Annotated in this window: 23 protein-coding genes and 2 pseudogenes; 8 read left to right on the top strand and 17 right to left on the bottom strand. The window is 60.0% G+C overall.

The genetic code is table 11. From position 1 onward, the window contains the following. Positions 1 to 87: 87 nt before the first annotated feature. The 9 genes and pseudogenes from DNK50_RS17430 to DNK50_RS17460 all read right to left on the bottom strand — a co-directional run bounded on the left by DNK50_RS17430 (position 88) and on the right by DNK50_RS17460 (position 8206). On the bottom strand, positions 88 to 708 hold the full coding sequence (locus DNK50_RS17430) for a TetR/AcrR family transcriptional regulator (protein ID WP_099583113.1): 621 nt from the start codon (positions 706 to 708) through the stop codon (positions 88 to 90). A 266-nt stretch (positions 709 to 974) separates the two neighbouring features. Then, a complete protein-coding gene (locus DNK50_RS17435) occupies positions 975 to 1895 on the bottom strand; it encodes a substrate-binding domain-containing protein (RefSeq protein ID WP_112195402.1) in 921 nt (306 codons plus the stop codon). A 17-nt stretch (positions 1896 to 1912) separates the two neighbouring features. Further along, entirely contained in the window at positions 1913 to 2842 is a 930-nt protein-coding gene (locus tag DNK50_RS29560) for a methyl-accepting chemotaxis protein (protein ID WP_371929525.1), read from the bottom strand. Then, positions 2819 to 3514 (bottom strand): annotated as a pseudogene (locus DNK50_RS29565) (methyl-accepting chemotaxis protein); the annotation flags it as partial. The pseudogene DNK50_RS29565 and the gene DNK50_RS29560, both read right to left, overlap by 24 nt. Before the next feature lie 193 nt (positions 3515 to 3707). Continuing rightward, positions 3708 to 3898, bottom strand: a pseudogene (locus DNK50_RS29570) (hypothetical protein); the annotation flags it as partial. Positions 3899 to 4070: 172 nt separating this feature from the next. Then, positions 4071 to 5147 carry a GlxA family transcriptional regulator gene (locus DNK50_RS17445; protein ID WP_112195404.1) on the bottom strand — a complete coding sequence of 359 codons (1077 nt, stop codon included), beginning with the start codon at positions 5145 to 5147 and terminating at the stop codon, positions 4071 to 4073. Next, positions 5144 to 6553, bottom strand: a complete 1410-nt coding sequence (gene gabP, locus DNK50_RS17450) for a GABA permease (protein WP_112195406.1) — start codon at positions 6551 to 6553, stop codon at positions 5144 to 5146. Before gabP ends, DNK50_RS17445 begins: the two co-directional genes overlap by 4 nt. 178 nt (positions 6554 to 6731) lie before the next feature. Continuing rightward, a complete protein-coding gene (locus DNK50_RS17455) occupies positions 6732 to 7880 on the bottom strand; it encodes a PQQ-dependent sugar dehydrogenase (RefSeq protein ID WP_112195408.1) in 1149 nt (382 codons plus the stop codon). Positions 7881 to 7891: 11 nt separating this feature from the next. Next, a complete protein-coding gene (locus tag DNK50_RS17460) occupies positions 7892 to 8206 on the bottom strand; it encodes a hypothetical protein (protein ID WP_099583119.1) in 315 nt (104 codons plus the stop codon). A 184-nt stretch (positions 8207 to 8390) separates the two neighbouring features. On the opposite strand from DNK50_RS17460, the gene DNK50_RS17465 reads away from it, so the two are divergent. Continuing rightward, positions 8391 to 9218, top strand: coding sequence for a Ku protein (locus DNK50_RS17465; RefSeq protein WP_099583120.1), 828 nt, complete (start codon positions 8391 to 8393; stop codon positions 9216 to 9218). 24 nt (positions 9219 to 9242) lie between these two features. Continuing rightward, the gene (gene ligD, locus DNK50_RS17470) at positions 9243 to 11714 is read left to right on the top strand and encodes a DNA ligase D (protein ID WP_112195410.1); all 2472 of its coding nucleotides are present in this window, start codon (positions 9243 to 9245) and stop codon (positions 11712 to 11714) included. A gap of 18 nt (positions 11715 to 11732) precedes the next feature. Here ligD and lpxO read toward each other — a convergent pair whose 3' ends face one another. Together lpxO and DNK50_RS17480 are read right to left on the bottom strand one after the other, a co-directional pair. Further along, entirely contained in the window at positions 11733 to 12632 is a 900-nt protein-coding gene (lpxO, locus tag DNK50_RS17475; protein WP_099583122.1) for a lipid A hydroxylase LpxO, read from the bottom strand. 250 nt (positions 12633 to 12882) lie between these two features. Beyond that, the gene (locus tag DNK50_RS17480) at positions 12883 to 14199 is read right to left on the bottom strand and encodes a Wzz/FepE/Etk N-terminal domain-containing protein (protein ID WP_112195412.1); all 1317 of its coding nucleotides are present in this window, start codon (positions 14197 to 14199) and stop codon (positions 12883 to 12885) included. Positions 14200 to 14541: 342 nt separating this feature from the next. Here DNK50_RS17480 and DNK50_RS17485 point away from each other — a divergent pair, with 342 nt between their 5' ends. Next, positions 14542 to 14928, top strand: a complete 387-nt coding sequence (locus tag DNK50_RS17485; RefSeq protein WP_099583123.1) for a TIGR03067 domain-containing protein — start codon at positions 14542 to 14544, stop codon at positions 14926 to 14928. Between the two features lie 137 nt (positions 14929 to 15065). Here DNK50_RS17485 and DNK50_RS17490 read toward each other — a convergent pair whose 3' ends face one another. Next, positions 15066 to 15878: a bifunctional 2-polyprenyl-6-hydroxyphenol methylase/3-demethylubiquinol 3-O-methyltransferase UbiG gene (locus DNK50_RS17490; protein ID WP_112195414.1), complete on the bottom strand. Its 813-nt coding sequence runs from the start codon at positions 15876 to 15878 to the stop codon at positions 15066 to 15068. A gap of 157 nt (positions 15879 to 16035) precedes the next feature. Here DNK50_RS17490 and DNK50_RS17495 point away from each other — a divergent pair, with 157 nt between their 5' ends. Then, a complete protein-coding gene (locus DNK50_RS17495; protein WP_112195415.1) occupies positions 16036 to 17274 on the top strand; it encodes an MFS transporter in 1239 nt (412 codons plus the stop codon). Positions 17275 to 17323: 49 nt separating this feature from the next. On the opposite strand, the gene DNK50_RS17500 is transcribed toward DNK50_RS17495, so the two are convergent. Further along, entirely contained in the window at positions 17324 to 17521 is a 198-nt protein-coding gene (locus DNK50_RS17500) for a hypothetical protein (RefSeq protein ID WP_099583126.1), read from the bottom strand. A gap of 328 nt (positions 17522 to 17849) precedes the next feature. On the opposite strand from DNK50_RS17500, the gene DNK50_RS17505 reads away from it, so the two are divergent. After that, a complete protein-coding gene (locus tag DNK50_RS17505; RefSeq protein ID WP_081797888.1) occupies positions 17850 to 19436 on the top strand; it encodes an ABC-F family ATPase in 1587 nt (528 codons plus the stop codon). Positions 19437 to 19599: 163 nt separating this feature from the next. After that, a complete protein-coding gene (locus DNK50_RS17510) occupies positions 19600 to 20775 on the top strand; it encodes an MFS transporter (RefSeq protein ID WP_112195417.1) in 1176 nt (391 codons plus the stop codon). Here the strand turns inward: DNK50_RS17510 and DNK50_RS17515 are convergent. Continuing rightward, positions 20769 to 21806: a dienelactone hydrolase gene (locus DNK50_RS17515; RefSeq protein ID WP_112195418.1), complete on the bottom strand. Its 1038-nt coding sequence runs from the start codon at positions 21804 to 21806 to the stop codon at positions 20769 to 20771. The genes DNK50_RS17510 and DNK50_RS17515 overlap by 7 nt on opposite strands. Before the next feature lie 211 nt (positions 21807 to 22017). Further along, on the bottom strand, positions 22018 to 22629 hold the full coding sequence (locus DNK50_RS17520; RefSeq protein ID WP_112195420.1) for an FMN-dependent NADH-azoreductase: 612 nt from the start codon (positions 22627 to 22629) through the stop codon (positions 22018 to 22020). Between the two features lie 125 nt (positions 22630 to 22754). Between DNK50_RS17520 and DNK50_RS17525 the strand changes: the two genes are divergently transcribed. Both DNK50_RS17525 and DNK50_RS17530 read left to right on the top strand, forming a co-directional pair. Beyond that, positions 22755 to 23663, top strand: a complete 909-nt coding sequence (locus DNK50_RS17525; RefSeq protein ID WP_099583130.1) for a LysR substrate-binding domain-containing protein — start codon at positions 22755 to 22757, stop codon at positions 23661 to 23663. Continuing rightward, a complete protein-coding gene (locus DNK50_RS17530) occupies positions 23660 to 24022 on the top strand; it encodes an MmcQ/YjbR family DNA-binding protein (protein ID WP_112195422.1) in 363 nt (120 codons plus the stop codon). The genes DNK50_RS17525 and DNK50_RS17530 overlap by 4 nt, the downstream gene beginning before the upstream one ends. On the opposite strand, the gene DNK50_RS17535 is transcribed toward DNK50_RS17530, so the two are convergent. Further along, complete coding sequence (locus DNK50_RS17535) at positions 24005 to 24388, bottom strand: DUF1294 domain-containing protein (RefSeq protein WP_112195424.1); 384 nt, start codon at positions 24386 to 24388, stop codon at positions 24005 to 24007. The genes DNK50_RS17530 and DNK50_RS17535 overlap by 18 nt on opposite strands. Further along, a complete protein-coding gene (locus tag DNK50_RS17540) occupies positions 24385 to 25215 on the bottom strand; it encodes an undecaprenyl-diphosphate phosphatase (protein WP_099583133.1) in 831 nt (276 codons plus the stop codon). Before DNK50_RS17540 ends, DNK50_RS17535 begins: the two co-directional genes overlap by 4 nt. Positions 25216 to 25439: the final 224 nt, after the last annotated feature.

Here is a 25439-nt window from a genome sequence, read left to right on the forward strand (position 1 = left end):
AAAAGCGTGTACGCCGCTGCTCGATGCAATGGCTGAAACTGAAAAGGTATTTTTTCGACGTTCACATGAAGGCTGCGCAGCCTGGAATCACGGCATGAGGCTACGCAATATCAGGTTCGAGGTGAGCGTGGGTGCTGTCTCTACGAAGTCAAGATTGTATTGCAGCAGCAACGGGTTGACGAAAGGTCGCAGCGCAAAATGGATGGAATCTACCGTCTCATCCAATGGAGTCTTGCGTTCAAATTCGCCGCTTTCCCGCCCTTCACGCACGATATGCAAAACGAAACGTTTAATCTGTGCGTCGTAATGTTGTGTACTCGGCCAGCTTTCTGACGCCGCAAGAGCGGCAATGTCATAGAGCTTTCGATCGTTAAAGAACAGGCTCGCACCCGTGGAGATCAAGGTCCTGACCAAGCGTCGAAAGCGCTCCGTCGACGAAATATCATCGACACTGATGGCCTGTTCAACCGCCGCAACGATTTCCGCCAGGCAATTTGAGCAGATGGCTTCGCCGATCGCTTGTTTGGAATCGAAGAACTTGTAGATGTAAGCCTTGGAAAATCCAATGGCCTTGGCCAGGTCGGAAACCGTGGTTTTGCTGTAACCGTACTGGCTGAAATGTTCGTTGGCCGCCGCGACAATCTGATCTCGAATGTCATGATCGGCTGGGCCCCGAACGCCGGGCGAGAAAATGGATGGCTGGTTCATGCCTGTAGCTTACGGATCCAAGTCACAGTTGACAACTCGTGACCGATTTCCAGTCAGGTCACAAGTCGGTCAGGCTGGGGATACCTTGCTACCGTATTGACTTGGGTCGGTCGGGATTCGGATCCGCCCTTATGCTGACTTCTCTTCAATGCATCATTCAACGTATCGCTGCCAGGCCAACGCTTATTTCCGGTGATGTCCCAACAAACATATCCGTGTCGCCACAAGCCCAGCCCAGCGCATTGACCGCCTGCTCCGCCACCCTGTCACTCGAACTGCTGGCGATTCTCCGGGGTAATCAGTTGGAACGGCACCCAGATAATCGGCGCCTCCAACCCTTCGCCACGCGCCAGATGAACAGCGGCCTCAACCGCGCCATTGGCCTGCCCCACGGCATCCTGGAACACACTGACTGCCATTTTTCCCTCCGCCATGAGCTTGAGCCCATCCGACGTGCCGTCGATGCCGCCGACCCAGTAATCCTTGGCCTGTTTGCCCGCCTTCTCCAGGCCCATGATCGCGCCGATCGCCATCTCATCGTTGTTGGCGGCGACAATCGAAAAGTCGACGCCTTGCTTCACCCAGTCCATGACCACCGTGGCGGCCTGGCTGCGCTCCCAGTTGGCGACTTTTTTCTGCACGATTTTCATGTCCGGGTACTTGGCGACGACTTTTTCGACGTCCTCCGTGCGCATCAGCGAGGACGCGTTGGCGGGGTCGCCGACCAAAATCACCACGTTGCCCTTGTAGCCGGCACGGCGCGCCAACTCTTCCATCTGCAACGTGCCTGACTCCAGTTCGTTGGAACCGACAAACGCCGCACGGGCGGTGAGTTTTTCGGGCGATGGATTACGGTTGACGAACACCAGTGGAATATTCGCTTCGCTCGCCAGGCGCATCATCTGTGGCGTGCTCTTGCCATCGACCACCGCCACGATGATCGCGTCGACTTTGGAGTGGATCAGGTTGCGGAACTGGCGCATCTGCAGTTCAGCATTGTCCTGCCCATTCTCCATAAAGATATCGATATCCATCGCCGCCGACTTTTGCTGCACGCCATTGCGCAGCAACGCCTGGAAATTATCGTCGTACTTGGCCATGGCCACGCCCACCAGCGGTGTGGCCGCCTGGGCCAGGCCCGTCGTTAACAGCGCCGACCCCAGGAAACATTTCAACCATGCGTTCATTTTCTAGCTCCTGAGGATCAAACGCTGAATTGATGAAGCAATTCACGCTGCACTTTGGCCATGCTCGACAGGCGCTGGCTGCTGCTGGCCGATTCTTCGGCACCTTGCGCGGTCTGCTGTGCTGAGTCATTGATCTGGATGACCATGCGACTGGTCTCCGCGACGGTGGCGCTCTGCTGCTCGGTGGCGGCGGCGATCTGAATATTCATGTCGCGAATCGTGCCCACCGCCGCGCTCATCGAGTGCAGCAGTTGCCCCGCACCGGAGGCAAGGGTCACGCATTGGCTCGATTGCGCCTGACTTTCGTTCATCACCTGGACGACGGAGTGAATCGTTTCCTGCATCCGGCCGATCATGTCCTGGATTTCGCTGGTTGAGGACTGGGTGCGACTCGCCAGGGAGCGCACCTCGTCGGCAACCACGGCAAAACCTCGGCCCTGCTCGCCCGCACGCGCGGCTTCGATGGCGGCATTGAGCGCCAGCAGGTTGGTCTGTTCGGCGATGGTACGGATGGCAACCACGATGCCCTCGATAGTGTGGCCGTACTTCTGCAACTCGTCAGTGACCTCCGTGGCTTTGTTTACTTGCTCCGCCTGACGCCGGATATTGTCGATGGTCTCGGCCACACGCTCCTGCACCTCATCTGTGAGGTCACTGGTGTCATCCACCGCCTTGCGGGTGTCCTGGGCGCGCCGTGCAACCTCTTCCACGGTGCTTTCCATTTCAGTCATGGCCGAGGCCGCCGATTGCAGCCGGTCTTTTTGTTCATCGACCACGCGGGTGGTCTGCTCACTGTTCAGGGCATTGTTGTCTGCCGTGGTCGCCAGGGCATCGGCGGAGCTGATCAGCTCGCGGAAGGTTTTGCGCAGGGCAATGGTCAGCTCGTTCAGGTAACCGCCCAGCTCTCCAAACTCATCCTTGCGCGAGACGTCGAAACTGACGCGCATATCACCCGCCGTCAGTTGCTTGAGCACCTCGCGAAACGCGGCCAGCGGCCGGCGCAGGCTGAAAGCCACCCAGAGCCCGATCAGCACAGCGGCGAGCACCGCCAGTACACAAGCGATCAACAACAGGCTGCGGCTGGTGCCGATGGTGGCGTTGGCAGCGTCCCGGGCCTGATTGGCGACCTCAAGGGATTGGCTGCCAAACTCGCCAATCTTGCCAAGGGTCGATTGCAGTGCGGCTTCCACCGTATTGCGTTGCTGCATGACCTGGGCGCCCAGTTTTGCCTCTGCCTGGTAGGCATGGAATACACCGTCGGCTCCGGTCAGGTCCGTGAGCAGACGATTGACCATCACGGCGGCAATCCGTCCACCTCTGGGGTCGACGGCCAATAACGCCTGCAGGCGTGTGCTGATGACCTCGTCCTGCAGGTTCAGCACCCGTTGCAGGTTCTCGATGGCGGGCGTCGCGGCATGGGCAGCCAGCCCGTCATAGGATTTATTGACTTCCAACAGCAGCTTTTCAGCTGCCGCGACCTGTTGGTTGTCGCCGGCACCGCGTGCACGAGCAATCTCGTCACGCAAGAAACCCGTCAACTGCGAACCCTGGCCACTGCTGTAACCTTGCAGCACACGCGTCAGCGCGAGCTGCTGCACATGCTCACGATGCGAGGCCATCAGGGCTTGCGCCTGTTCGGTGTAGGCATTCACTAACTGACGCTGTTGAGCGAGACTGGCCTTCAGCTCGTCCCGGTCGACGACATACACCGCGGTGCTTTCGAGTAAACGATTGAGCGAACCAGGCGTTGCTGGCCATACTGATCAGCAACGATCTCAAACAGATCGACGCTGGCAAGCAACCGTTCACTGACAGCGTTGACTCGCGCGCAGGATGTGCACGTACAACTCACTGGCGGCCCGACTCAACGGCGCCGATTGGCCCGTAATAATGCCCAGGCGCTCGCTGATGGAATGCGTGCTTTGATAGCTGATCCCGGCCATTGTCAGAAGCAACAGCACAAGCACGGCAAAGCCCCCGATCACCCTTTGTAAAATGGTCATGGCTACCCTCTTTAATTGTTATGGGTGAGGCTGTCTGAAGCATGGGCGTACATCGAGGGAGAAAGCTCGCAACGCTAAGTCTTTCATCGGCCGGGCAGCGGGAAACTTGAGGGTAAAGCACAGCACAGAGTCATGTGTCAGCCTTTAACGCAAGGCTGGCGCTCGACAACGCTCAGGACTTGAGGTTTTTAACACTGGCAAATGTCGCCTCGCCCCGTGCCTGATCCAACGCACTCATCGGCATGGGCATCGGCATGGCGGGCAGGGTCGGTTTCGTACCGACACCCTGCTCGCTGGCCGTCACCAGCCGCTCGTCGCTGGGCGGCACGCCAAAATACTCGCGGTAGCATTTGGAGAAGTGAGGGGTGGACACAAAGCCACAGAGCACCGCCAGTTCGACGATGGAGATGGGGGTTTGCTTGAGCAACTGACGCGCGCGGATCAGCCGTAACCTGAGGTAGTAGCGCGACGGTGAGCAGTGCAGGTATTTCTGGAACATTCGCTCCAGCTGGCGGCGTGAAAGGTCCACATATGCCGCCAACTGATCCAGGTTGATCGGCTCTTCAAGGTTGGCCTCCATCAACGCGACGATTTCCTGCAGCTTCGGTTGCTGGGTGCCCAGCATGTGCTTGAGGGGCACGCGCTGATGGTCTTGCTGATTGCGCATACGCTCGTACACGAACATGTCGGAGATGGCCGCCGACAGCTCGTGCCCATGCTCACGGCCGATCAGGTGCAGCATCATGTCCATGGGCGCGGTGCCCCCGGAACTGGTGAGGCGATCCCGGTCGAGGGTGAACAGGCTGGCGCTGACGGTTACCCGTGGAAAGGCTTCCTGCATCGCTGCCAGCCATTCCCAATGCACGCTGCACTCAAAACCGTCGAGCAGCGCCGCCTGCGCCAGCACCCAGCTGCCGGTGCAGATACCACCCAGTTGCCTGCAATAGCGCGCCTGGGTACGCAGCCACTTCACCAGTTCGCGGGTGACGGTGCTTTGGATACCCGTTCCGCCGCACACAAACACGATATCGGCCGAGGGTACGCTGGCTATGGAACCGTCGGGTGTGATCGGCATGCCATCGCTGGCCCACACGGGATTACCGTCGCAACTGGCGGTGTGCCAACGATAGAGTTCCTGACCCGAGAGTTGATTGGCCATGCGCAACGGCTCTACTGCAGACGCCAACGAGATCAAGGTGAACTGATCCAGCAGCACAAACACAACAGCGGTGACGGGCCGGACTTTCATGGGCGCGAGGCGACCGCTATCGGTTTCTGCACCCGCTCGGGTTGCCGCGCCGTGATCACGCCGGCCAGGGAAATCAGCAACGCGAGGCAGATGGTCGACGACACTTCAAGGCGATGTTCGGGGCTCAACAGCATCACCGCCAAGGCCGCGCAAATGAACACGATCACCACCCAGGTCAGCCATGGAAACAACCACATCTTGAACGTCAGCGCGATGTTTCGGCTTTGCAGGATCTTGCGCATGCGCAGTTGCGATACGGCAATCACCAGGTACACCAGCAACGCAATGGCCCCCGAGCTGGCCAGCAGAAACTGGAACAGCCCGGCCGGCATGAAGTAACTGAGCAAGGTCACACCTGCCCCAAGCACCGTACTGGCGATCACGGCGGCCCGTGGCACACTGGCGGCCGAGGTCTTTTTCATCAGCGTTGGTGCATCTCCACGCTTGCCCAGTGAATACAGCATGCGCGAAGCAATGTAGATCGACGAGTTCATGCAACTGGCCACGGCGATCAGGACCACCACGTCCACCAGCAATTTGGCATGGGGTATGTTCATCAGCTCCAGCGCGCGCTGATAAGAGCCGACCGATGCCAACAGCGGGTCATTCCAGGGCACCACGGAAATCACCACAAAGATCGACAGCACGTAGAACACACCGATGCGCCACATCACCGAACGGGTCGCACGGGCAATGTTCTGCGCCGGGTTACTGGACTCGGCGGCGGCAATGGTGACGGCTTCAGTGCCGATAAAACTGAACATGATGGTGATAAAGGCGCCGACGACCGCAGACAGCCCGTTGGGCGCGAAACCGCCATGATCTTCCATCAGACGGCTCAAACCGCTGGCTTCGCGCTCGGGAATCCAGCCCATCAACACCGCACCGCCCAGGCCGATAAACCCGATGATCGCGATGACCTTGGCCATGGCAAACCAGAACTCGAACTCGCCGTATTTGGAGACGCTGAACAAATTGGTGATCACCAGCAAAAAGATCGACAACAAGGCAAACAGCCAAGCGTCGATCTGCGGGAACCACTGATTGAGGATATGCCCGGCGGCCAGGGCTTCGATGGGAATCACCAGCACCCAGAACCACCAATACAGCCAGCCAATGGTAAACCCGGCCCAGCGGCCGATGGCTTGGTCGGCGTAGGTCGAGAAGGAGCCGGTGTCCGGATTGGCCACGGCCATTTCCCCCAGCATGCGCATGACCAGCACCACCAGCAGCCCGGAAAACAGATAGGCCAGCATCACCGCCGGCCCCGCTGCCGCAATCGCGTGGCCGGAGCCGACAAACAGCCCCGCCCCGATAATCCCGGCAATCGAGAGCATGGTCACATGGCGCGGCTTGAAGCCCTGCGCCAGTTGGCCGTTTGAATCCTTGGAAATCGGGCTATTCATCGTTGTTTTTATTCTCTGTGATCGACATTAAACGTACTGACTGGAGGGTCAGGCGATCATCATTTCTTAATGACGGGTCACAGTACGCGGCATGCCGACCGCAAAAATAGCCTCATTGCGTCATACAATCGCCTGATACCGACAACGACGCAGGGCTGTGGGGGCTGGGCGCCACCCTTCAGTCCTGATTCAGCCCGACACGGTACAGAACGCCGCGGTCTTCATCCGTTAGCACATACAGGTAGCCATCCGGCCCCTGCCGCACGTCGCGAATGCGCGCCTTCAAACCGCCCAGCAAACGCTCCTCATGGATGACCTTGTCGCCGTCGAACTGCAACCGGATCAGTTCCTGGCTGGCCAGCGCGCCGATGAACACGTTGTGCTGCCACGCCTTGAAGCGGTCACTGTCATAAAACGCCATGCCACTGATGCCCGGTGACTTCTCCCACACATGGTGAGGCGCCACGGTGCCTTGCGCCGTCTTGCCCTTGGCCTCCGGGATCGTCGTCAGGGAGTAGTTGATGCCGTGGGTCGCCAGGGGCCAGCCGTAGTTTTTGCCCCGCTCGATGATGTTGATCTCGTCACCGCCTCGTGGCCCGTGCTCGTTTTCCCAGATCGTGCCGCTCCAGGGATTCAGCGCCAGGCCCTGCGGGTTGCGTTGGCCGTAGGACCAGATCTCGGGCCGTACGCCAGGCTGCCCGACGAAGGGGTTGTCATCCGGCACGCGGCCATCGGAGTAGATCCGCACAACCTTGCCCTGCAGCTTGTCCAGATCCTGGGCGGTGGGCCGGTCATTGTTTTCGCCCAGGGTCACGAACAAGTAGCCATTCTGGTCAAAGGCCAGGCGCGAGCCGAAGTGATTGCCGGTGGACAGCTTCGGCTCCTGGCGCAGGATGACTTTGAAATCGCTCAGGCCGCTGAGGTCCGCTGCCAACCGTCCACGGCCCACCACCGTGCCGGCCGTACCGCCTTCGCCGCCGCCTTCGGCGTACGACAGGTAGACCGTGCGGTCCTGTTTGAAATCAGGCGAGAGCACCACATCGAGTAAACCGCCCTGCCCCTTGGCCCACACCTCAGGCACCCCGCTCAGAGGGGCCGAGAGCTTGCCGTCCGGGCTGACAACCCGCAGATGGCCTGGGCGTTCGGTCACCAGGAAACCTTGCTGGTCCGGCAGAAACGCCACGGCCCAGGGGTGGTCCAGGCCTTTGGCGACCGCCGTGACGCTCAGGCTGCCTTGCTCACTGGGAAATTGCTGCGAACCGGCGGCGTAAACCGAGGTCAGGGTCGTCGCGCACATAACGGCTAACAGGGTTTTGCGTATAAACATAAGACAAGTCCTTACCGGCGATTGCCGTTGGCATCAAATGTGGGGGCTTTGGTCTCGGTGGCCGGGCGACTGGGCGCGGCCTCGCGTTGGGGATAGCGGTTGCCGATGCCGCCGTTTTCCAGGGTCGGCGTGCGCGGGGTAGGCACGGTCTGGGTGCCGCGAATCGCCGGCGCATTGGGCTGGGTGCCCTGCATGCTGTTGGGATTGGCCCGGTGGATGGGGCCGTTGTTAGTGCTGTTGCTGCCAGGCAAGTTCTGCGCCTGGGCGGTGGCTGCAAGTGCCAGGCCCAACGCCAGCGCTGCAAGTTGATGCACTCGGGTGATCATGACAAAGCCTCTCTGGGGCGAGGAGTACCTGCGTTCGATACCACGCTACGCCTGGGGTTCGGCTTTGGTAACTAAATACTTCCTCATCAGGTGTAACACGATCTGTCCGCGCATCTGTCCGGGGAAACTTTTTCCAGCGCCTGCGAGTCACCCGAACACAGTCTCTGATCAAGGAATCGCTCATATGCCACGGGCTATCTGGAAAGGCGCCATCAGCTTCGGTTTGGTTCATATCCCGGTGTCACTGGTCTCGGCCACGTCCGCCCAGGGCGTGGATTTCGACTGGTTGGACAAGCGCAGCATGGACCCGGTGGGCTACAAGCGCATCAACAAGACCACTGGCAAGGAAGTCACCAAAGAGCACATCGTCAAGGGCGTAGCGTTCGAGAAGGGTCGCTATGTGGTGCTCAGCGAAGAAGAGATTCGTGCGGCCCACCCCAAATCCACCCAGACCATCGACATCATCGCCTTTGTCGCCAGCGACCAGATCCCCTTGCAGAACATCGACACGCCTTACTTCCTCGCGCCGGACAAACGCGGTGGCAAGGTCTACGCATTGCTACGGGAAACCCTCAAGAAAACCCGCAAGGTCGCCCTGGCCAATGTGGTGCTGCACACCAAGCAGCATCTCGCGGCGCTGATGCCGCTGGACTCGGCTCTGGTGCTGGTGATGCTGCGCTGGCCCGCCGAGGTGCGCAGCCTGGATGAACTGGAACTGGGCAGCGACGTGACCAAGCCGTCCCTGGCCAAGGGTGAGCTGGACATGGCCAAGCGGCTGGTGGAAGACATGAGCGCCGACTGGCAGCCGGAGGACTACCGCGACAGCTTTCAGGAAAAAATCATGGCGCTGGTGGCGAAGAAGGCCAAGGCCGGCAAGATCGAAGACGTGGAATCCCAGGAGGGCAGCGAAGAGCGCAAGTCGGCCGACGTGATCGACCTGACCGAACTGCTCAAGCGCAGCCTGGCCGGTAAGCCGGCGGCGAAGAAAACCACCAAGAAAAAGGCCTCTTGAGCCCGCCAGCACGCGGAGAACCCCATGACAAAGCCCCTGAATGAATACAACCGCAAGCGTGATTTCAAGATCACCGCAGAACCTTCGGGCAAAGCGCCCACCGGCAAGCGCAAGGTGTCGGCGCTGTCATTCGTGATCCAGAAGCACGACGCGCGCAACCTGCACTATGACTTTCGCCTGGAACTCGACGGCGTGCTCAAAAGCTGGGCCGTGCCCAAGGGCCCCAGCCTCGACCCTCGCCAGAAACGCCTGGCGGTGCACGTCGAAGACCACCCACTGGGCTACGGCAGTTTCGAAGGCAGCATCCCCGCCGGTCAATATGGTGCTGGCGATGTGATTGTCTGGGACCGTGGAGTCTGGCAACCCCATGACGACCCACACAAGGCCTACGCCGCCGGCAAACTCAAGTTCACGCTGGTGGGCGAAAAACTCTCGGGAGATTGGGCACTGGTGCGCACCCGCTTGAAAGGCAGCGGGGACAAGGAACAATGGCTGCTGATCAAAGAGAACGACCAACAGGCCCGCCCCGCTACCGACTACGACATCGTGCAGGCCGAGCCGGGAAGCGTGCTCAGCGATGCCTCCATAGCGCCCCCCAAGGCCAAGGCCAATGCGAAAACCAAGCAAAAAAAAGCCACTGCTGTGCCTGAGCAATTCACTCCGCAATTGGCAACCCTGGTAGACCGCGCACCCGACGGCGACTGGCAGTACGAAATCAAGTTTGATGGCTACCGCATGCTGGCGCGTATCCGCGACGGCGAGGTCCGGCTGTTTACCCGCAACGGCCATGACTGGACCGAGCGCCTGCCCCGCCAGGTCAAGGCCCTTCAAGCCCTAAAGCTCACGGACAGTTGGCTGGATGGCGAAGTGGTCAGCCTCACCCCTGAAGGGTTACCGGACTTCCAGGCCCTGCAAAATGCCTTTGACAGCGGCCGCAGCCTGGACCTTGTCTATTACCTGTTCGATGCGCCGTTTCTGGAGGGCCGCGATCAGCGCCAGGCGCCCGTGGAAGATCGCCGGGCCGAACTCAAGGCCGCGCTGGCCGGTAGCAAAAGTAAACTGCTGCGGTTTTCCGAAGCGTTCACTGCCCATCATCAGGACATCTTGCAGAGTGCCTGCAACCTGGCCCTGGAAGGCGTGATCGGCAAACGCATGGGGAGCCCCTACACGTCCACGCGCAGTGCCGACTGGATCAAGCTCAAATGCCGGTTGCGACAGGAATTCGTGATTGTCGGGCATACCCGCCCCCAGGGTTCGCGCAGCGGTTTTGGCGCCTTGTTGCTGGCGGTGAATGACGACAGCGGGCTGAGGTACGCCGGGCGCGTGGGCACCGGTTTTGATCAGGCCTCGCTCGACACTATCTACGCGCAGCTCAAGGCGCGGGCCCGCACGACCTCCCCTTTGCACAAAGCCTTGACCAGTGCCCAGGCGCGAGGCGTGCAGTGGGTGGAGCCGACGCTGGTAGGCGAAGTACAGTTTGCCGAGTGGACCCGTGAAGGTGTGGTGCGCCATGCCGCCTTTATGGGCATGCGCAGCGATAAGCCGGTCGCGCAGATCGTGCACGAGCAGCCGCAGGAGTCCAAATCCTTGAAAGCCCCCAAAGCCAGCAGCGTATTGAAGATCACCCATCCTGAGCGGGTGATCGACCCACACAGCGGCACGCAAAAGCAGGAGTTGGCGCAGTTCTATGAAGGTATCAGCGAATGGATCCTGCCCTTCCTGCGCCTTCGCCCGGTGTCCTTGCTGAGGGCTCCGGAAGGCATCGAGGGCGAGCAGTTCTTCCAGAAACACTCAGAGCGCCTGGCGATTCCCCATATCAAGCAACTGGACGCCGCGCTGGACCCCGGCCATGCGCGGCTGATGGAGATCGACAGCACCCAGGCCCTGGTCGGCGCCGTGCAAATGGGTAGCGTCGAATTCCATACCTGGGGCGCCACCTCGGACAAGATCGAGACCCCTGACCTGTTTGTACTCGACCTCGACCCGGACCCGGCGCTGCCCTGGAAAAGCATGCTGGAAGCGGCGCAACTGACCTTGTCGGTACTGGACGATCTGGGCCTTGAAGCATTCGTCAAAACCAGCGGCGGCAAAGGTCTGCACCTGATAGTGCCGCTGGCGCGTCGGGACGGTTGGGAAACGGTAAAAGCGTTCGCCAAGGCCATCGCCCAATTCATGACCCAGCAATTGCCCGAGCGCTTTACCGCCACGTCCGGGCCGAAAAACCGTGTCGGCAAGATCTTTATCGACTACCTGCGCAACGCACGGGGCGCGAGCACCGTTGTGGCGTATTCGGTACGGGCACGCCCAGGGCTGCCGGTGTCGGTGCCGGTCAGTCGCAAGGAATTGCCGCAATTGCGCGGCGCGCAGCAGTGGACGGTGGCTAATCTGCACCAACGCTTGCAGGGGCTGAAGGAAGACCCGTGGGCGGGTTATGCCCATCGGCAGAAGATCAGCAAGAAAATGTGGCACAAATTGGGCGCCCAGCCACCGCAGTGAAGGCGCCCGGAGCGAGCTTTAGATAAGCACGAAGATCAGCGCCAAGGCCGCGAAAATTGCCCATTTTTCCAGGTAATAACGCGTGCGGTTGCGTTTTTTTAGCGCTTTGCCGCGCAGGCGGATCTTGTACAGCTGCGTAAACGCGCGGTTAAGCCCGCCGGTCTTGTCGCCCGAGTCGTTGGGCGAACCCGCCGCCGCCATCACCGTGCGGCTGAACCAGCGATTGAATGCCGCCGCCCAGCGGTACTTCATCGGGCGCTCGACATCGCAGAACAGGATGAGGCGGTTCTGCTGCGTAACGTTTTCGGCGTAGTGGATAAAGGTCTCGTCGAACATCACCGGCTCACCGTCGCGCCAGTAATAGTTTTCCCCGTCCACGTTGATGTAGCAGCCCGGATCGTTCGGCGTATCCAGGCCCAGGTGATAACGGTAGGACCCGGCGTAGGGATCGCGATGGCGCACCAGTTTGGAGCCCGGCGGCAGCTCGGCGAACATCGCGGCCTTGATCGAACCGATGCTCTGCACCAACTCGGTGGTACGCGGGCATAGGTTCATTGCCGACGGGTGACTGTCGCCATACCACTTGAGGTAGAACCGCTTCCAGCCCGACTTGAAAAACGAGTTGAAACCAACGTCATCGTACTGGTCGGAACGCTTGATCGCCCCTGCTCGCATCAGGTTCTGGCCCTCTTCACGAATCTCCTCCCAGTGCTCCTGCAAGGGGCTCAGGTCGGGGAAATCGCTGGTCGAAAGATACGGTCGGCCGGGCAGCTTGGAGCACAGATACAGAAAGCAGTTGATGGGTGCCAAGAAGGTCGAATGATCACTCAGTTGGCGACCCAGTTTGTGCCGAACCCGACCACGCAGGTGTACATACGCAATGGAGGCGACATAGAGGACAACAATGATCAGTTTCAAGGGATTTCGTCACACGTCAGTAGAGAACAGGCTGCTCCTGCGTGCCCACGACGGCCGAGGATGGATAGCAGCAACTGAAATCACAATTCACAGACAGGCACCAGGAGCGGCTTGATGACAAGCAGTTCCATGGCCACTGACAGTTATTTAGCCATATTCTGTAACTAAAAGTTAACCAAGAATTGTGAAAAGCTGTCTACAGAGTGTCCTGGGCAGCTGCCTCGACAGGCTGCCCGTGTAACGGCTCGCCCTATTGGAGCGGCGACTGGCGATCATCGAACACCGAAAACTGCCCGACCGCACGCCGAGCCTGCACGAAATGCCGGATCAATGCCACAAACACTCCCAGTAGCAGCCCCGCCAATACGCTCAGTGCGATGATGATGCCCACCGTTGGTTTTATCGGGTACAGCGGCGGCTGTGCCCGACGATCCACAGTGACCAGTTTCAGCCCAGTCATATCGATATTCAGGCCGCGCAACCGCGCCTCTTCCGCCCACAGCCGTTCAACGTCCCGCAGGAATATATCTCCATTTTTACGATTGTTGAGAACCTCGACTTCACGGTTTGTGTCGAGCATGCGCAGTTCCTTGGAGATCTCGGCCACCCTGCTGTTGGTGAAATCGTCATCGGTACGCTGTTGCAGCGCTGCCCGCTCCGCTTCCAGCACTTCGGTGCCCATGAAGTACAACGGGGTCTTCTGATTAGTTACCACGGTGCGCATGGTCGGGTTCGAGCCGTTCAGGGAGCTCCCTCCCATGGATGAGGGGGCGGTGGGGGTCTTGAAGCCAACGGACTTGGCAATGGAGATGGCCTCGGCCAGTTCCGCAAGGTGATTGGTGCGCTCGATCTTCATCTGCAAACGCAACGCCGTGAGTTCATCCTGCAAACGTGCGCGTTTGACTTGATCCGACTCCAGCAGCATGGCGATCTTCGATTCTTTAGCCGCTTCGTAGTTGGCACGTGCGGCGTCGATCTTACCCTTGAGTTCGTTGAGGCGGTTATTGACAATAACCTTGAGGTCGGCACCTACCTGGTTGCGCTCCTGTGCAATGGCGTAGTCGACAAATCCGTTAAGAATGGCCGCGCCATCAACCCCCTTGGGGTACTGCATTTCCAGGCGAACGTAAGCGCTGACTGCGTCAGCCTTCTTCAAATCTGGCATCACCAGGTTAATACCATCGCGGTTGAACGCTTCAAAGCTCTGCTCCAGGCTTTGCCCAGGGCGCTGGAAGGCTTCGAAAAGTGCCGGGTTGGCCCTGAAAAAGCCCAGCCGGGCCTCATAGGAGTCCAGTTGTGCGCCGACCTTGGCCAACGCCTCGGCCGGCGGCAACTCGTAGACCTCGGAACGATTGAGGGCATCCAGCTCATTGATCGCCGCTGGCCGCAGCACACTGCTGACCTGGTAAACCCTGGGCGCAAGAAACGCGTAACCTACTCCCAGAAGGCCAACCAGTATCGTGCAACCGATGACCAGTTTTTTTTGCTTCCATACTGCGTGGAGGAGTTCAACGAGATCAATTTCATCCGATGTCGAAGGTAGGCGAAGCTGAGGAGTGTTGTTCAAATGTAGTACACCCTGATGAGTTGAAATCCAGCGCCTAAAAACACAGCCCTGAATAACAACCGTATAAACAGGGGGCAACGTCCACCACCCGAGTGACTGAATCCTCACACCCAATGATAAGCAGCGAGAAGTTTCATTTCAGTTACGCGGTTGTCCACGAGCATAGAAGTTAAGTTATGCGGCGGGCGGGTAAAGTAACGTTAATGACCCTTCGACAAAGGAAAAGTTACAAAAAAAGCAAAAAACAGGACGATTCCTACATACCTTTCGCGTCAAGCGGGCAAAAAAATCAGCATCCTCCATGCCAGCCGGCAATTAACCCTTCAGCAAAAAGGAATTTGTATGTCAGCCATTTCAGACCCAGATGTTCAAGCGCTCCAAGGAGCCTGGGAACAAACCTCGCTGGAGGACAATGGCGTACTCAACCCCCCCGATGCGCACAGTGCTCCGGGGGCAATTACCCTAATCACCGGCGACCGTTTCGAAGTAAAGACCCTCTCTGGTGAGGTGTTGCTGGAGGGCCAGTTTTTCCTCGACGGCACTACCGTCCCCAAAAGCATCACCTGGGTGGACTCCATCGGAGAAGACGCCGGCAAACACCTGCCGGCCAGCTACCGCCTCGAAGGCGATACATTTGTGTTCATCGCGGCGGATGAAGGCATGCCCAGGCCAGTCTCATTCAAGACGGGTGCAGGCCAGACCATGCGCAGCTTCATACGGCGCGCCTGAACCGTAGGCCATCCGAAATTGCGACAGCGTTTTCACCACGCCTTCACTTTCAACGCAATAAGGTGAGGCCTACCTACTCCAGTGAATCCCTTGGCCCGCCTGTCTTCGCGGGCTTTTTTTGCCTGGACACCACCGGGTCAGGCTGGCCGTTTGGTGGCGGTCAGGGTAAAGCACAGCGGCAATTGCGCCGGCTGGTGCTCGTACTGGTCGTAGAGTTCTTCGCGATTGGAGTGTGCATATTCCTGCAAGTGACTAATCTGCAAGTCGGCGCCAATCGCGGCGTTCACCAGGTCGCCCAAGGTGTGCACGTACCAGTACGACGTCGGCCCGGCTACCGCGCCCCGGCCTTCATAGACAATCGACTCTTGCAGCACAAACGGCTCGCGCTGAAAGTACGAGCTGGCCGGCAACAACGGGTTTTGCGCCCTGGGGTCGAACACTTCGAGAAACGGATGGGTTTCATACATCACCAGCGTCCCGCCGGGCTTCAGCGTGCTGGCGGCATGGCGCATGAACAGCGCCACATCCGGCATCCAGCCGAGCACGCCGATGGTGACCAGCGCGATGTCGAAGCGCTCATGCAAACGCTGCGGCAAGTGGTGGATATCGCTTTCGATAAATTCAGGCGCATGGGGCGACACCTCGGCAAGCTCACGCGCCTGCTGGAGAAACGCCGCGGATTGGTCCACCCCCACCACCGAGCGTGCGTTCAGGGCGAACAGCGACAAGCTTTCACGACCGTTGTTGCAGCACAGTTGCACCACGTCCTTGCCGGCGACACCGATGTCTTGCAGCACCCCGGTAATGGTGGGGTCCAGGCAGGAAAAATCCGTATTGCCGACACGCTTGAGCATCGCGTGCCAGGTGTCGGTGGTTTTATGCAGGCTGGCAGATTGATCCCAAGCGTCCTTGTTACAGGCAATTGCCTGTTGAGCTGAGGGCATGTCCATTGCGTCTCCAGATAAGTCATACGGCGGGGCACAAAAAATACGGCAGATGCCCGCAGATTAAAACCCCGGGCAACCGGCGAAACTTAACGCACGCCTTGCAGGTCACTAACGCAGTGCGTGTTCAGCCCTTGAACACCGCCTCTGCGAAGCCCTTATCGTGGCCAACCACTCTGACCTGCGTAATGCCCTGTCTTTGGACAGCCTGAACTTCTTCCTGGCGGATGTGCGGGACGGCCTCGGCCCGTACCTGGCTATCTACCTGCTGGCCGTGCACAAGTGGGACCCGGCCAGCATCGGCGTGGTCATGACCCTGGCAGGTATCGCCGCGCTGCTGACCCAGGGCCCGGCCGGTGCACTGATTGACCGCACACGCAGCAAGCGCGCCGTGGTTGCCCTCGCCGCCATCCTGGTGACTGCCAGTTGCCTGGTGCTGCCCTTCGTCAGCGCGTTCAGCCTGGTGGCCTTGACCCAGGCCGCCAGCGCCGTCGCTGCGTCCGTGTTTGCCCCGGCAATCTCCGCGATTTCGCTGGGGATCACCGGCCCGCGCGCCTTTACCCGCCGCACCGGGCGCAATGAAACCTTCAACCACGCCGGCAACGCTGTGGCCGCACTGCTGGCCGGTGGCTTGGCTTACCTGTATGGACCGGTCGTGGTGTTCTACCTGATGGCGTTTATGGCGGTGGCCAGTATCGTCGCGGTCAGTTGCGTGTCCGCCAAGGCCATCGACCATGAGGTCGCCCGCGGTTTCGATCCGGCCCATGCCACCGACCACGAACATCCCTCGGGCGTGAAAGTATTGCTGGCCAACCGCCCGCTGCTGCTGTTCGCCATTTGCTGCGCCCTCTTCCACCTGGCCAACGCCGCCATGTTGCCGCTGGTCAGCCAGAAGCTGTCCCAAATCAACCTGCAGATGGCCACCCCGCTGACTTCAGCCTGCATCGTCGCCGCACAACTGGTGATGGTGCCGATGGCCTGGCTGGTAGGCGTCAAGGCTGACGTGTGGGGGCGCAAGCCGCTGCTGATGTTCGGCTTCATGATTCTGCCGCTGCGTGGCGTGCTCTACACCCTGTCCAGCGACCCCTATTGGCTGGTGGCCGTGCAAATGCTCGACGGCATCGGCGCGGGGATCTTCGGCGCGCTGTTCCCGGTGATCGTCAAAGACCTGACCCAAGGCACCGGCCGTTTCAACGTGAGCCTGGGCGCGCTGTCCACGGTGTTTGGCTTGGGCGCGGCATTGAGCAACAGCCTCGCGGGGTTCGTGGTGCAACAGGCGGGTTACAACGCGGCCTTCCTGACCCTGGCCGGCGTTGCGGGTGTCGCGTTGGCGCTGTTGTGGGTGGCGATGCCGGAGACGTTGGAGAAACCGCACTTTGCGACTCATGCACCGGCTGCATGATGGATACAGAAAACCCGGCGCCTGGCCGGGTTCCTTGCTCCACACATATTCAGTTGTCGGGATGCTCGCTGGCGACCGAATCGGCAGCATCGACATCGGACATGTCCTCATCCAGCGGTGCATCATCGTCCGGCGGTAGCGGGATATGGTCCTCATCATTTCTCGGGTCGTGCCCTGTCTCATTATCTGTGCCGCGCGTTACGGCCTGCTGTGAAAGATTGCCTGGGGCGTTCTCATTGATGTCCATGCTGGCTCTCCGTTCTTAGGCTCGGGGTATCCGCGCTTAAAGATGTGAGGCGGCAGGCCGGTGCAAGTGCCGGGCATTAGACGAATGGCGAAAAATACCGTCAGGCATCCGACCTGCACGAGGAGTGGAGCCCGACTTTACAAGGCTCTGAACAGCCGTCGTTCTCTGCCATACAACTGTCGCCTCACATATGCGACAATGCGCGCCAAATTCCAACACACATCCCCATTTTTTGCTCAGCGACCGGGTTTCGCGCCTTGATGTCGCTGTTGATGCATGCCTGACGGCGCCTGCTGCCACGCTCGCAACCCATTGATAGGTAAAGTAATTGATCTCCACAGCTAACATCACCATGCAGTTCGGCGCCAAGCCGCTCTTTGAGAACGTCTCGGTCAAGTTCGGCGCCGGCAACCGGTATGGTTTGATCGGTGCCAACGGTTGCGGCAAGTCGACCTTCATGAAAATCCTCGGCGGCGATCTCGACCCGTCGGGCGGCCAGGTCATGCTGGAGCCGAATGTACGCCTGGGTAAACTGCGCCAGGACCAGTTCGCCTACGAAGAATTCACCGTGCTCGACACCGTGATCATGGGCCACGAGGAGCTGTGGAAGGTCAAGGCCGAGCGCGACCGTATCTACTCGCTGCCGGAAATGAGCGAAGACGACGGCATGGCCGTGGCCGAGCTGGAAACCGAGTTCGCCGAGATGGACGGCTACACCGCCGAATCCCGTGCCGGCGAGCTGCTGCTGGGCCTGGGCATTCCCCTGGAACAGCACTTCGGCCCGATGAGCGAAGTGTCCCCAGGCTGGAAGCTGCGCGTATTGCTGGCCCAGGCGCTGTTCTCCGATCCTGAAGTGCTGTTGCTCGACGAACCGACCAACCACTTGGACATCAACACCATCCGCTGGCTGGAAAACATCCTGACCCAGCGTAACAGCCTGATGATCATCATCTCTCACGACCGTCACTTCCTGAACAGCGTGTGCACCCACATGGCTGACCTGGACTACGGCGAGCTGCGCCTGTTCCCGGGCAACTACGACGAGTACATGACCGTGGCGACCCAGTCCCGCGAGCAGCTGCTGTCGGACAACGCCAAGAAGAAGGCGCAGATCTCCGAGCTGCAATCCTTCGTCAGCCGCTTCTCGGCCAACGCCTCGAAAGCCAAGCAGGCGACTTCCCGAGCCAAGGCGATCGACAAGATCCAGCTGGCCGAGGTCAAGCCTTCGAGCCGTGTGAGCCCGTTCATCCGTTTCGATCAGAACAAGAAACTGCACCGCCAGGCTGTCATGGTCGAAAAAATGGCCAAGGGTTTCGACGGCAAGCCGCTGTTCAAGGACTTCAGCTTCCAGGTTGAAGCCGGCGAGCGCGTGGCGATCATCGGCCCGAACGGTATCGGCAAGACCACCCTGTTGCGCACCCTGGTCAACGAGTTGACCCCGGACGCAGGCAGCATCAAGTGGACCGACGCGGCAGAACTGGGCTACTACGCCCAGGATCACGCGCACGACTTCGAAGACGACGTGACGCTGTTCGACTGGATGGGCCAGTGGACTCAGGGCGAGCAGATGATTCGCGGAACGCTGGGCCGCATGCTGTTCTCCAACGACGAGATCCTCAAGTCGGTCAAGGTCATCTCCGGTGGTGAGCAAGGTCGCATGCTATTCGGCAAGCTGATCCTGCAAAAGCCGAACGTGCTGATCATGGACGAACCGACCAACCACTTGGACATGGAATCCATCGAGGCGCTGAACCTGGCGCTGGAAAACTACCCGGGCACGCTGATCTTCGTCAGCCACGACCGCGAGTTCGTATCGTCCCTGGCTACCCGCATCATCGAGTTGAGCGCCGACGGCGTGATCGACTTCAGCGGCACCTATGATGACTACCTGCGCAGCCAAGGCGTGGTGTTTTAAGAGCGGTGACTAGCGTTTAGCCGCAAGCGGCGAGTAAAAGCCCCATCCACTGTGATGGGGCTTTTTGCATCTGGTGGAATATGGGAATTAATAGATAGGCTGCTTCCTTTTCCCCCACGCCCTTGCCATGATGCCCTCACCGCCCGCCCGCGAACGAGTGCCCATGTCAACCGCCGCCCCCTCCTCTCTGTCGATCACCTTGCAGATCGTCTCCATCGTCTTCTACACCTTTATCGCCTTTATCTGCATCGGCCTGCCGATTGCGGTCATCCCCGGCTACGTGCACGAACAATTGGGTTTCAGCGCCGTGGTGGCTGGGATCACCATCGGTTCGCAGTATCTGGCGACCCTGCTCAGCCGCCCCATGGCTGGGCGGATGTCAGACAACGTCGGCACCAAACGTGCGATTGTGCTGGGGCTGGCGGGTATTTTGGTCAGCGGTGTACTGACATTTTTCGCGACGCTGCTGGAAAGTACACCCAGCTTGAGCCTGGGCATTCTGATCGTCGCAAGGCTGTTGCTGGGCGTGGCCCAAGGCCTGATCGGCGTGGGTACCATCAGTTGGTGCATGGGCCAGGTTGGCGCAGAGCACACGGCGCGGTCGATTTCATGGAACGGCATTGCGTCCTACGGCGCCATCGCCATCGGTGCACCGCTGGGCGTGGTGATGGTGGCCGAGTATGGCTACAACAGCCTCGGGATTGCCCTGACCGTGCTCGCGGCACTTGGCCTGATGCTGATCCGCAACAAGCCCTCGGTGCCGGTGGTGCGCGGCGAACGCCTGCCATTCTGGGCAGTGTTTGGGCGTATCGCGCCATTTGGGGCCAGTTTGTGCCTGTCATCGATTGGCTACGGCACGCTGACCACCTTTATTACCCTCTACTACCTCAATCGTGGCTGGGAAGGCGCGGCATACTGCCTCTCGGTGTTTGGCGTGTGCTTTATCCTGTCGCGCCTGGTGTTTATCTCGGCGATCAGCCGCTTTGGCGGGTTCAACGCCGCCATCGCGTGCATGGTTATCGAAACCCTCGGCCTCACCTTATTGTGGCTGGCGCCGTCCACCGGCGTGGCGCTGATCGGCGCTGGACTGACGGGTTTTGGCCTGTCGCTGGTGTATCCGGCGCTGGGTGTAGAAGCCATCAAACAAGTGCCCAATAGCAGCCGTGGCGCTGGCTTGAGTGCGTATGCGGTGTTCTTTGACCTGGCGCTGGCGATTGCCGGGCCGTTGATGGGCTTTGTGGCGCTGAACTTGGGATATGGCTGGATTTTCTTCTGCGCAGCGCTGCTTTCGGTCACGGCACTGGCCGTGACCCTGCTGCTGAAGCGCAAGGCTTACTGATCGGCGGTCTGTAAGCCCGCGCGAGAAGGCTCACTGAGGGCGTGAGCGAAAAAGCGCCCGGCCTCTGAGATCAAGTCGCGGTGGATGCCTTCGCGGTCGACACCGTCCGCGTCGGTGCAGATGGCCGGCATGGCGGCCAGTTGATCGCTGTCGCACGGCGCCATGAACACGAAGTGCCCTGCGCCGGCCAGCAGCTTGAAATTCGGCGGCTCAGGCAATTTGCGTGCGAGGGCTTCGGCGTTCTTGTCTACGGCCACCAGCTTGTCACCGTCGCCGCTGTAGAGCAGCACCGGCACATGCACATCGGCCAAGGTGTGACGGCCAAACATCAGGCTCAATGGCGCCATCAGCATCAACGCATGGATACGCGGGTCGGATTGCGGCTGCAAGTCGTCACGGTCCACCACCAACTCGCCTTTGGTAGTGCAGGCGTCGCGGTCTTCCGGGCGTTCCTGGCAATAGCGGCGCAGGCGGTCGAAATCAGGCTTGGCGCCGGCGAGGATCAACGCGGTTTCACCCCCGGCGGAGTAGCCGATCACGCCCACCTGGTCAATATCCACAAACGGCGACAGCATCGGGTCCGCCAGGGTAGCGGTGATCGCTTCGGAAATCTGGATCGGCCGCCCATACAGATTGCTCAGCGTGCCCAGACGGCTGTGGTCCTTGTAGTTGTCGCCGGGATGCAGCACCGCCACCACCACAAAGCCTTTACGCGCCAGGGACGTGGCCAGGTCATGCAGGGCCAGCGGCGTGCCGGTGTTGCCATGGGACAGCATCAGCATCGGGAAACGGCCAATGGCAATCCTGGAATCTTCGGTGGCGGCGACGTGATAGGCACCCAACTGCGTGGTGTGCTCAAGGCCGGTAGATGGGTAAAACGCCACGGCTTTCATGGGCTGCAGGTCGAGCGGATCAAGAAACGTCATGCGATGAAAGCCGACACTCCAATGGGGGTGCGGCGCGGGCGCGGCGTGCACTGAAATCAGGCCGCCGAGCAGGGAAAGAACCAGAACAGCACAAAGACGCATCATGGGGATGTCCACCTTTGCTGCGTGAGAACCGACATGTCGAATGAAAAGTCCAGGGTATTGAACCCATGCTTGCACAACCTGGGCCACATCAAAGGAGACAGCGGGTAAACGAAAAAACTCCGTAGTCCGGTCGCGTTCAGGCGAACAGAATACAGAGTTTAGGCGCTCGGTTTCAGATTGAAACCGAGAGAAGGCGTTATTTACACAAGCCTTACGCGGCAGCGAACAATTGCTCTTGGATCAGTACGTTAGCGTCGCTCAGGGACTTGCTGCGAACTTCATCACCGTAAGCCAGGCCTTCGGCCCGCACGATTTCGATGTTGGTGATGCCGAGGAAGCCGAACAGCAGTTTCAGATAGCCTTCATGGGCCGCGCCCGAGGCTTGACCGGCATGCAAGCCGCCGGCGGTGGATACGATGATCACTTTTTTGTTACCGCACAGGCCTTCCGGACCCGCTTCGGTGTAACGAAATGTCTGGCCAGCGACCGCGATACGGTCGATCCAGGCTTTCAGTTGGGTCGGGATGGTGAAGTTGTACATCGGCGCACCGACCACAATGGCGTCAGCAGCGAGGAATTCAGCCAGGGACGAAGCGCTCAGTTCAGCTTCGTGCTTTTGCGCAGCGTCACGCAGATCAGCGGCGGTGCCCAACGCGCCCAGGGTGGCGCCGGAGAAGTGGTTGATCGCGTCGCTGGCCAGGTCACGGTAAGTCACTTCCACACTCGGCTCAGCCGCTTGCCAGGCCTTCACTACGCCGGCGCTGAGCTGACGGGAAGCGGAGTTGTCGCCGAGGATGCTGGAATCGATATGCAACAGTTTCATGATGGATCTCCGAGGTGGGATCGACTAGGGCGATCAGATGGTGGTGATGCTACGCATGAAACCAATACTCGATAAGCCGCCTGCAATGCGATAGTTTGTCCCACTGACAGGACAATAGGCGCGCCATGCAAGACCTCAACGATCTCTACTATTTTGCCAAAGTCGTCGAAGCCGGCGGTTTCGCTGCCGCTGGTCGGCTGCTGGGCATTCCCAAATCACGCTTGTCGAGGCGGATTGCCGAGCTGGAGGAACGCCTGGGCGCGCGCCTGCTGCAACGCACCACGCGCCAGCTGACCCTCACCGCCGTCGGCGAGCGCTACCTGCGCCACTGCCAGGCAATGCTGCTGGAAGCCGAGATGGCCGATGAGGCCGTGGCCAGCATGTCCAGCGAACCCCGTGGCCGGTTGCGGGTGACGTGCCCGGTGGGGTTGGCAAACAACATCATGCCGGATGTGGTCGCTGGATTTCTCGCAGCGCACCCTCAGGTTCAGCTGGAAATGACCCTGGTCAACCGCCGCGTCGATCTGGTGGCCGAAGGCATCGACGTCGCGCTGCGCGTGCGCGAGCTGGGCGATGAAGACCCGTTGCTCGTCACCAAACGCCTGCGCCCGGCCCAGACCGCTCTGGTTGCCAGCCCGAACTTCTTGCACGGCCGCCAGATCAGCAGCCTCGATGACCTCAAGCAGTTGCCGATACTCGGCGCGCTGGAGGCGGACCGCATGGTGCACCAACGTATTCTCGACCCCCAGGGCACGCCCCATGACCTGATCATGGAGGCGCGCCTGGGCGTTGATGACTTCAACGTGCGCAAGGCCAGCGCCATCATGGGCCTGGGCTTCACCGTGCTGCCGATGATGTATTGCGAGGAAGAATTGGCCAACGGCCAGTTGGTGCAGCTGCTGCCGGAATGGTCACTGCCGGGCGGCTGGTTACAGGCCGTGTACCCGCACCGGCGCGGCGTGCTGCCGGCCATTCGTGCCTGGATCGATTACCTGGAAGAAGGCTTTAAAAGCTGCGGAGACCGTCTGCTATGAAAATGACCGAAGCACAAGTCGCCACCTTCTGCCTGAGCCTGCCGGGTGCGCGGGAAGACTATAAATGGGGCGGTGTGCGGGTGTTCTCGATCGCCGGCAACAAGATGTTCGCCCTGCAAAACCTGCGCGGTGATTCGCTGGCGCTCAAGGTCGACAAGGAGCTGTTCCTGGGCCACGTCGACCGTCCCGGCATCCACCCGGCGCCGTATCTGGCGCGTGCGCAGTGGATCATCATGAACACACCCTACCCGCTGGGCGCCGAGGAACTGCGTGGCTTGTTGCAGCGTTCCCACCAATTGGTGGTGAGCAAATTGCCCAAGCGCACGCAGATCGGCTTGTTGCTAGAGGACGGACAGTAACGTGCCGCCGAGGAACAGCTGGTCCAGCCAGAACACCTGGTGCAGCAGAACAATCGCCCAGAACAGCACTTGGAAAGACACCTTGCGTGTCTTGTGCCGGAACACCTGCTGGGCAATCAACGCCCCCGGCCAACCGCCCGCCAGCTCCACGGCGTGGAGGATGTTTTCCGGGGTGCGCCAGCTGTCGGTCTGCGCTTTGCGTTTGTCACTCCAGTACAGGAAAAACGCGATCACGCTGACCACGCCATAGGCCGCCAGCGGGACCACGGTTTCGCCGCGTTGCCACACCAGCGCCGACCCCAACAGCGGCGCCGCGCACAAGAGCACAAAGAGCGCCGCCTTCAAGCGTGGGTGCTGGATGCTCATGCCTTGGCCGCCGCCCAGTCGATCCAACCGAACTGCCAGGTCGCCAGGATCAGCAGGCCAAAACCGATGCGGTACCAGGCAAACGCCGCGTAGCTATGGCTGGCGATGAACTTGAGCAGGCCCTTGACCGCGATCATCGCGAAAATAAACGAGGTGATAAACCCGATGGCAAACACCGGCAGGTCCGCCGGCTGGAACAGCTCGCGGTACTTGTAGCCCGAGTACAGCGCCGCGCCGACCATGGTCGGCATGGCCAGGAAAAACGAGAACTCGGTGGCCGTCTTGCGTGACAGGCCGAACAACAGGCCGCCGATGATGGTAGCGCCGGAGCGCGAGGTACCGGGGATCATGGCCAGGCACTGGGCAAAGCCGACCTTGAGGGCATCTTTCCAGGTGATGTCATCGACCGTTTCAGCATGCACGGTATGTTCGCGCCGCTCAGCCCACAACATGATCACGCCCCCCACCACCAAGGCGGAAGCCACCGTGATCGGGTTGAACAGGTAATGCTTGATCGCGTTCGCGAAAATCACCCCCAGCACCACGGCCGGTAGCACGGCGATGATCAGGTTCACGGTGAAACGCTGGGCATTGCGCTGAGTCGGCAAACCGACGACCACATCCAGGATCTTGCGGCGAAACTCCCAGACGACGGCCAGAATGGCACCCAACTGGATAATGATATTGAATGCTTCGAAGCGCTCACCACCGAAGCCAATCAAGTCGGCGACGATGATCTGGTGGCCGGTACTGGAGATCGGCAGAAACTCTGTAAGCCCCTCCACTACACCAAGAATCAATGCCTGAATGGCGGTCCAAAAATCCATGCTTCCCCCAAAGGTCATGCGCCATGGCATGCCTTACTAGTCTTTTTTAATGGTTCACTGACGACGCGCGCGCTGAAGGCCCAATGTTGATGATGGTCAACACCGGCCCGCAAAAATGCTGTGAAAATCAGGCAGTACTCAGGTTTTCCGATTACAGGCCGAAAGCCTATCAGACAAGGCGTAAAAGTCGATGCGACGCCCACAATTATAAAAAGCCCGGAGTG

It is taken from the genome of Pseudomonas sp. LG1E9 (genome assembly GCF_003290225.1).
Classification (GTDB): Bacteria; Pseudomonadota; Gammaproteobacteria; order Pseudomonadales; family Pseudomonadaceae; genus Aquipseudomonas; species Aquipseudomonas cyclaminis.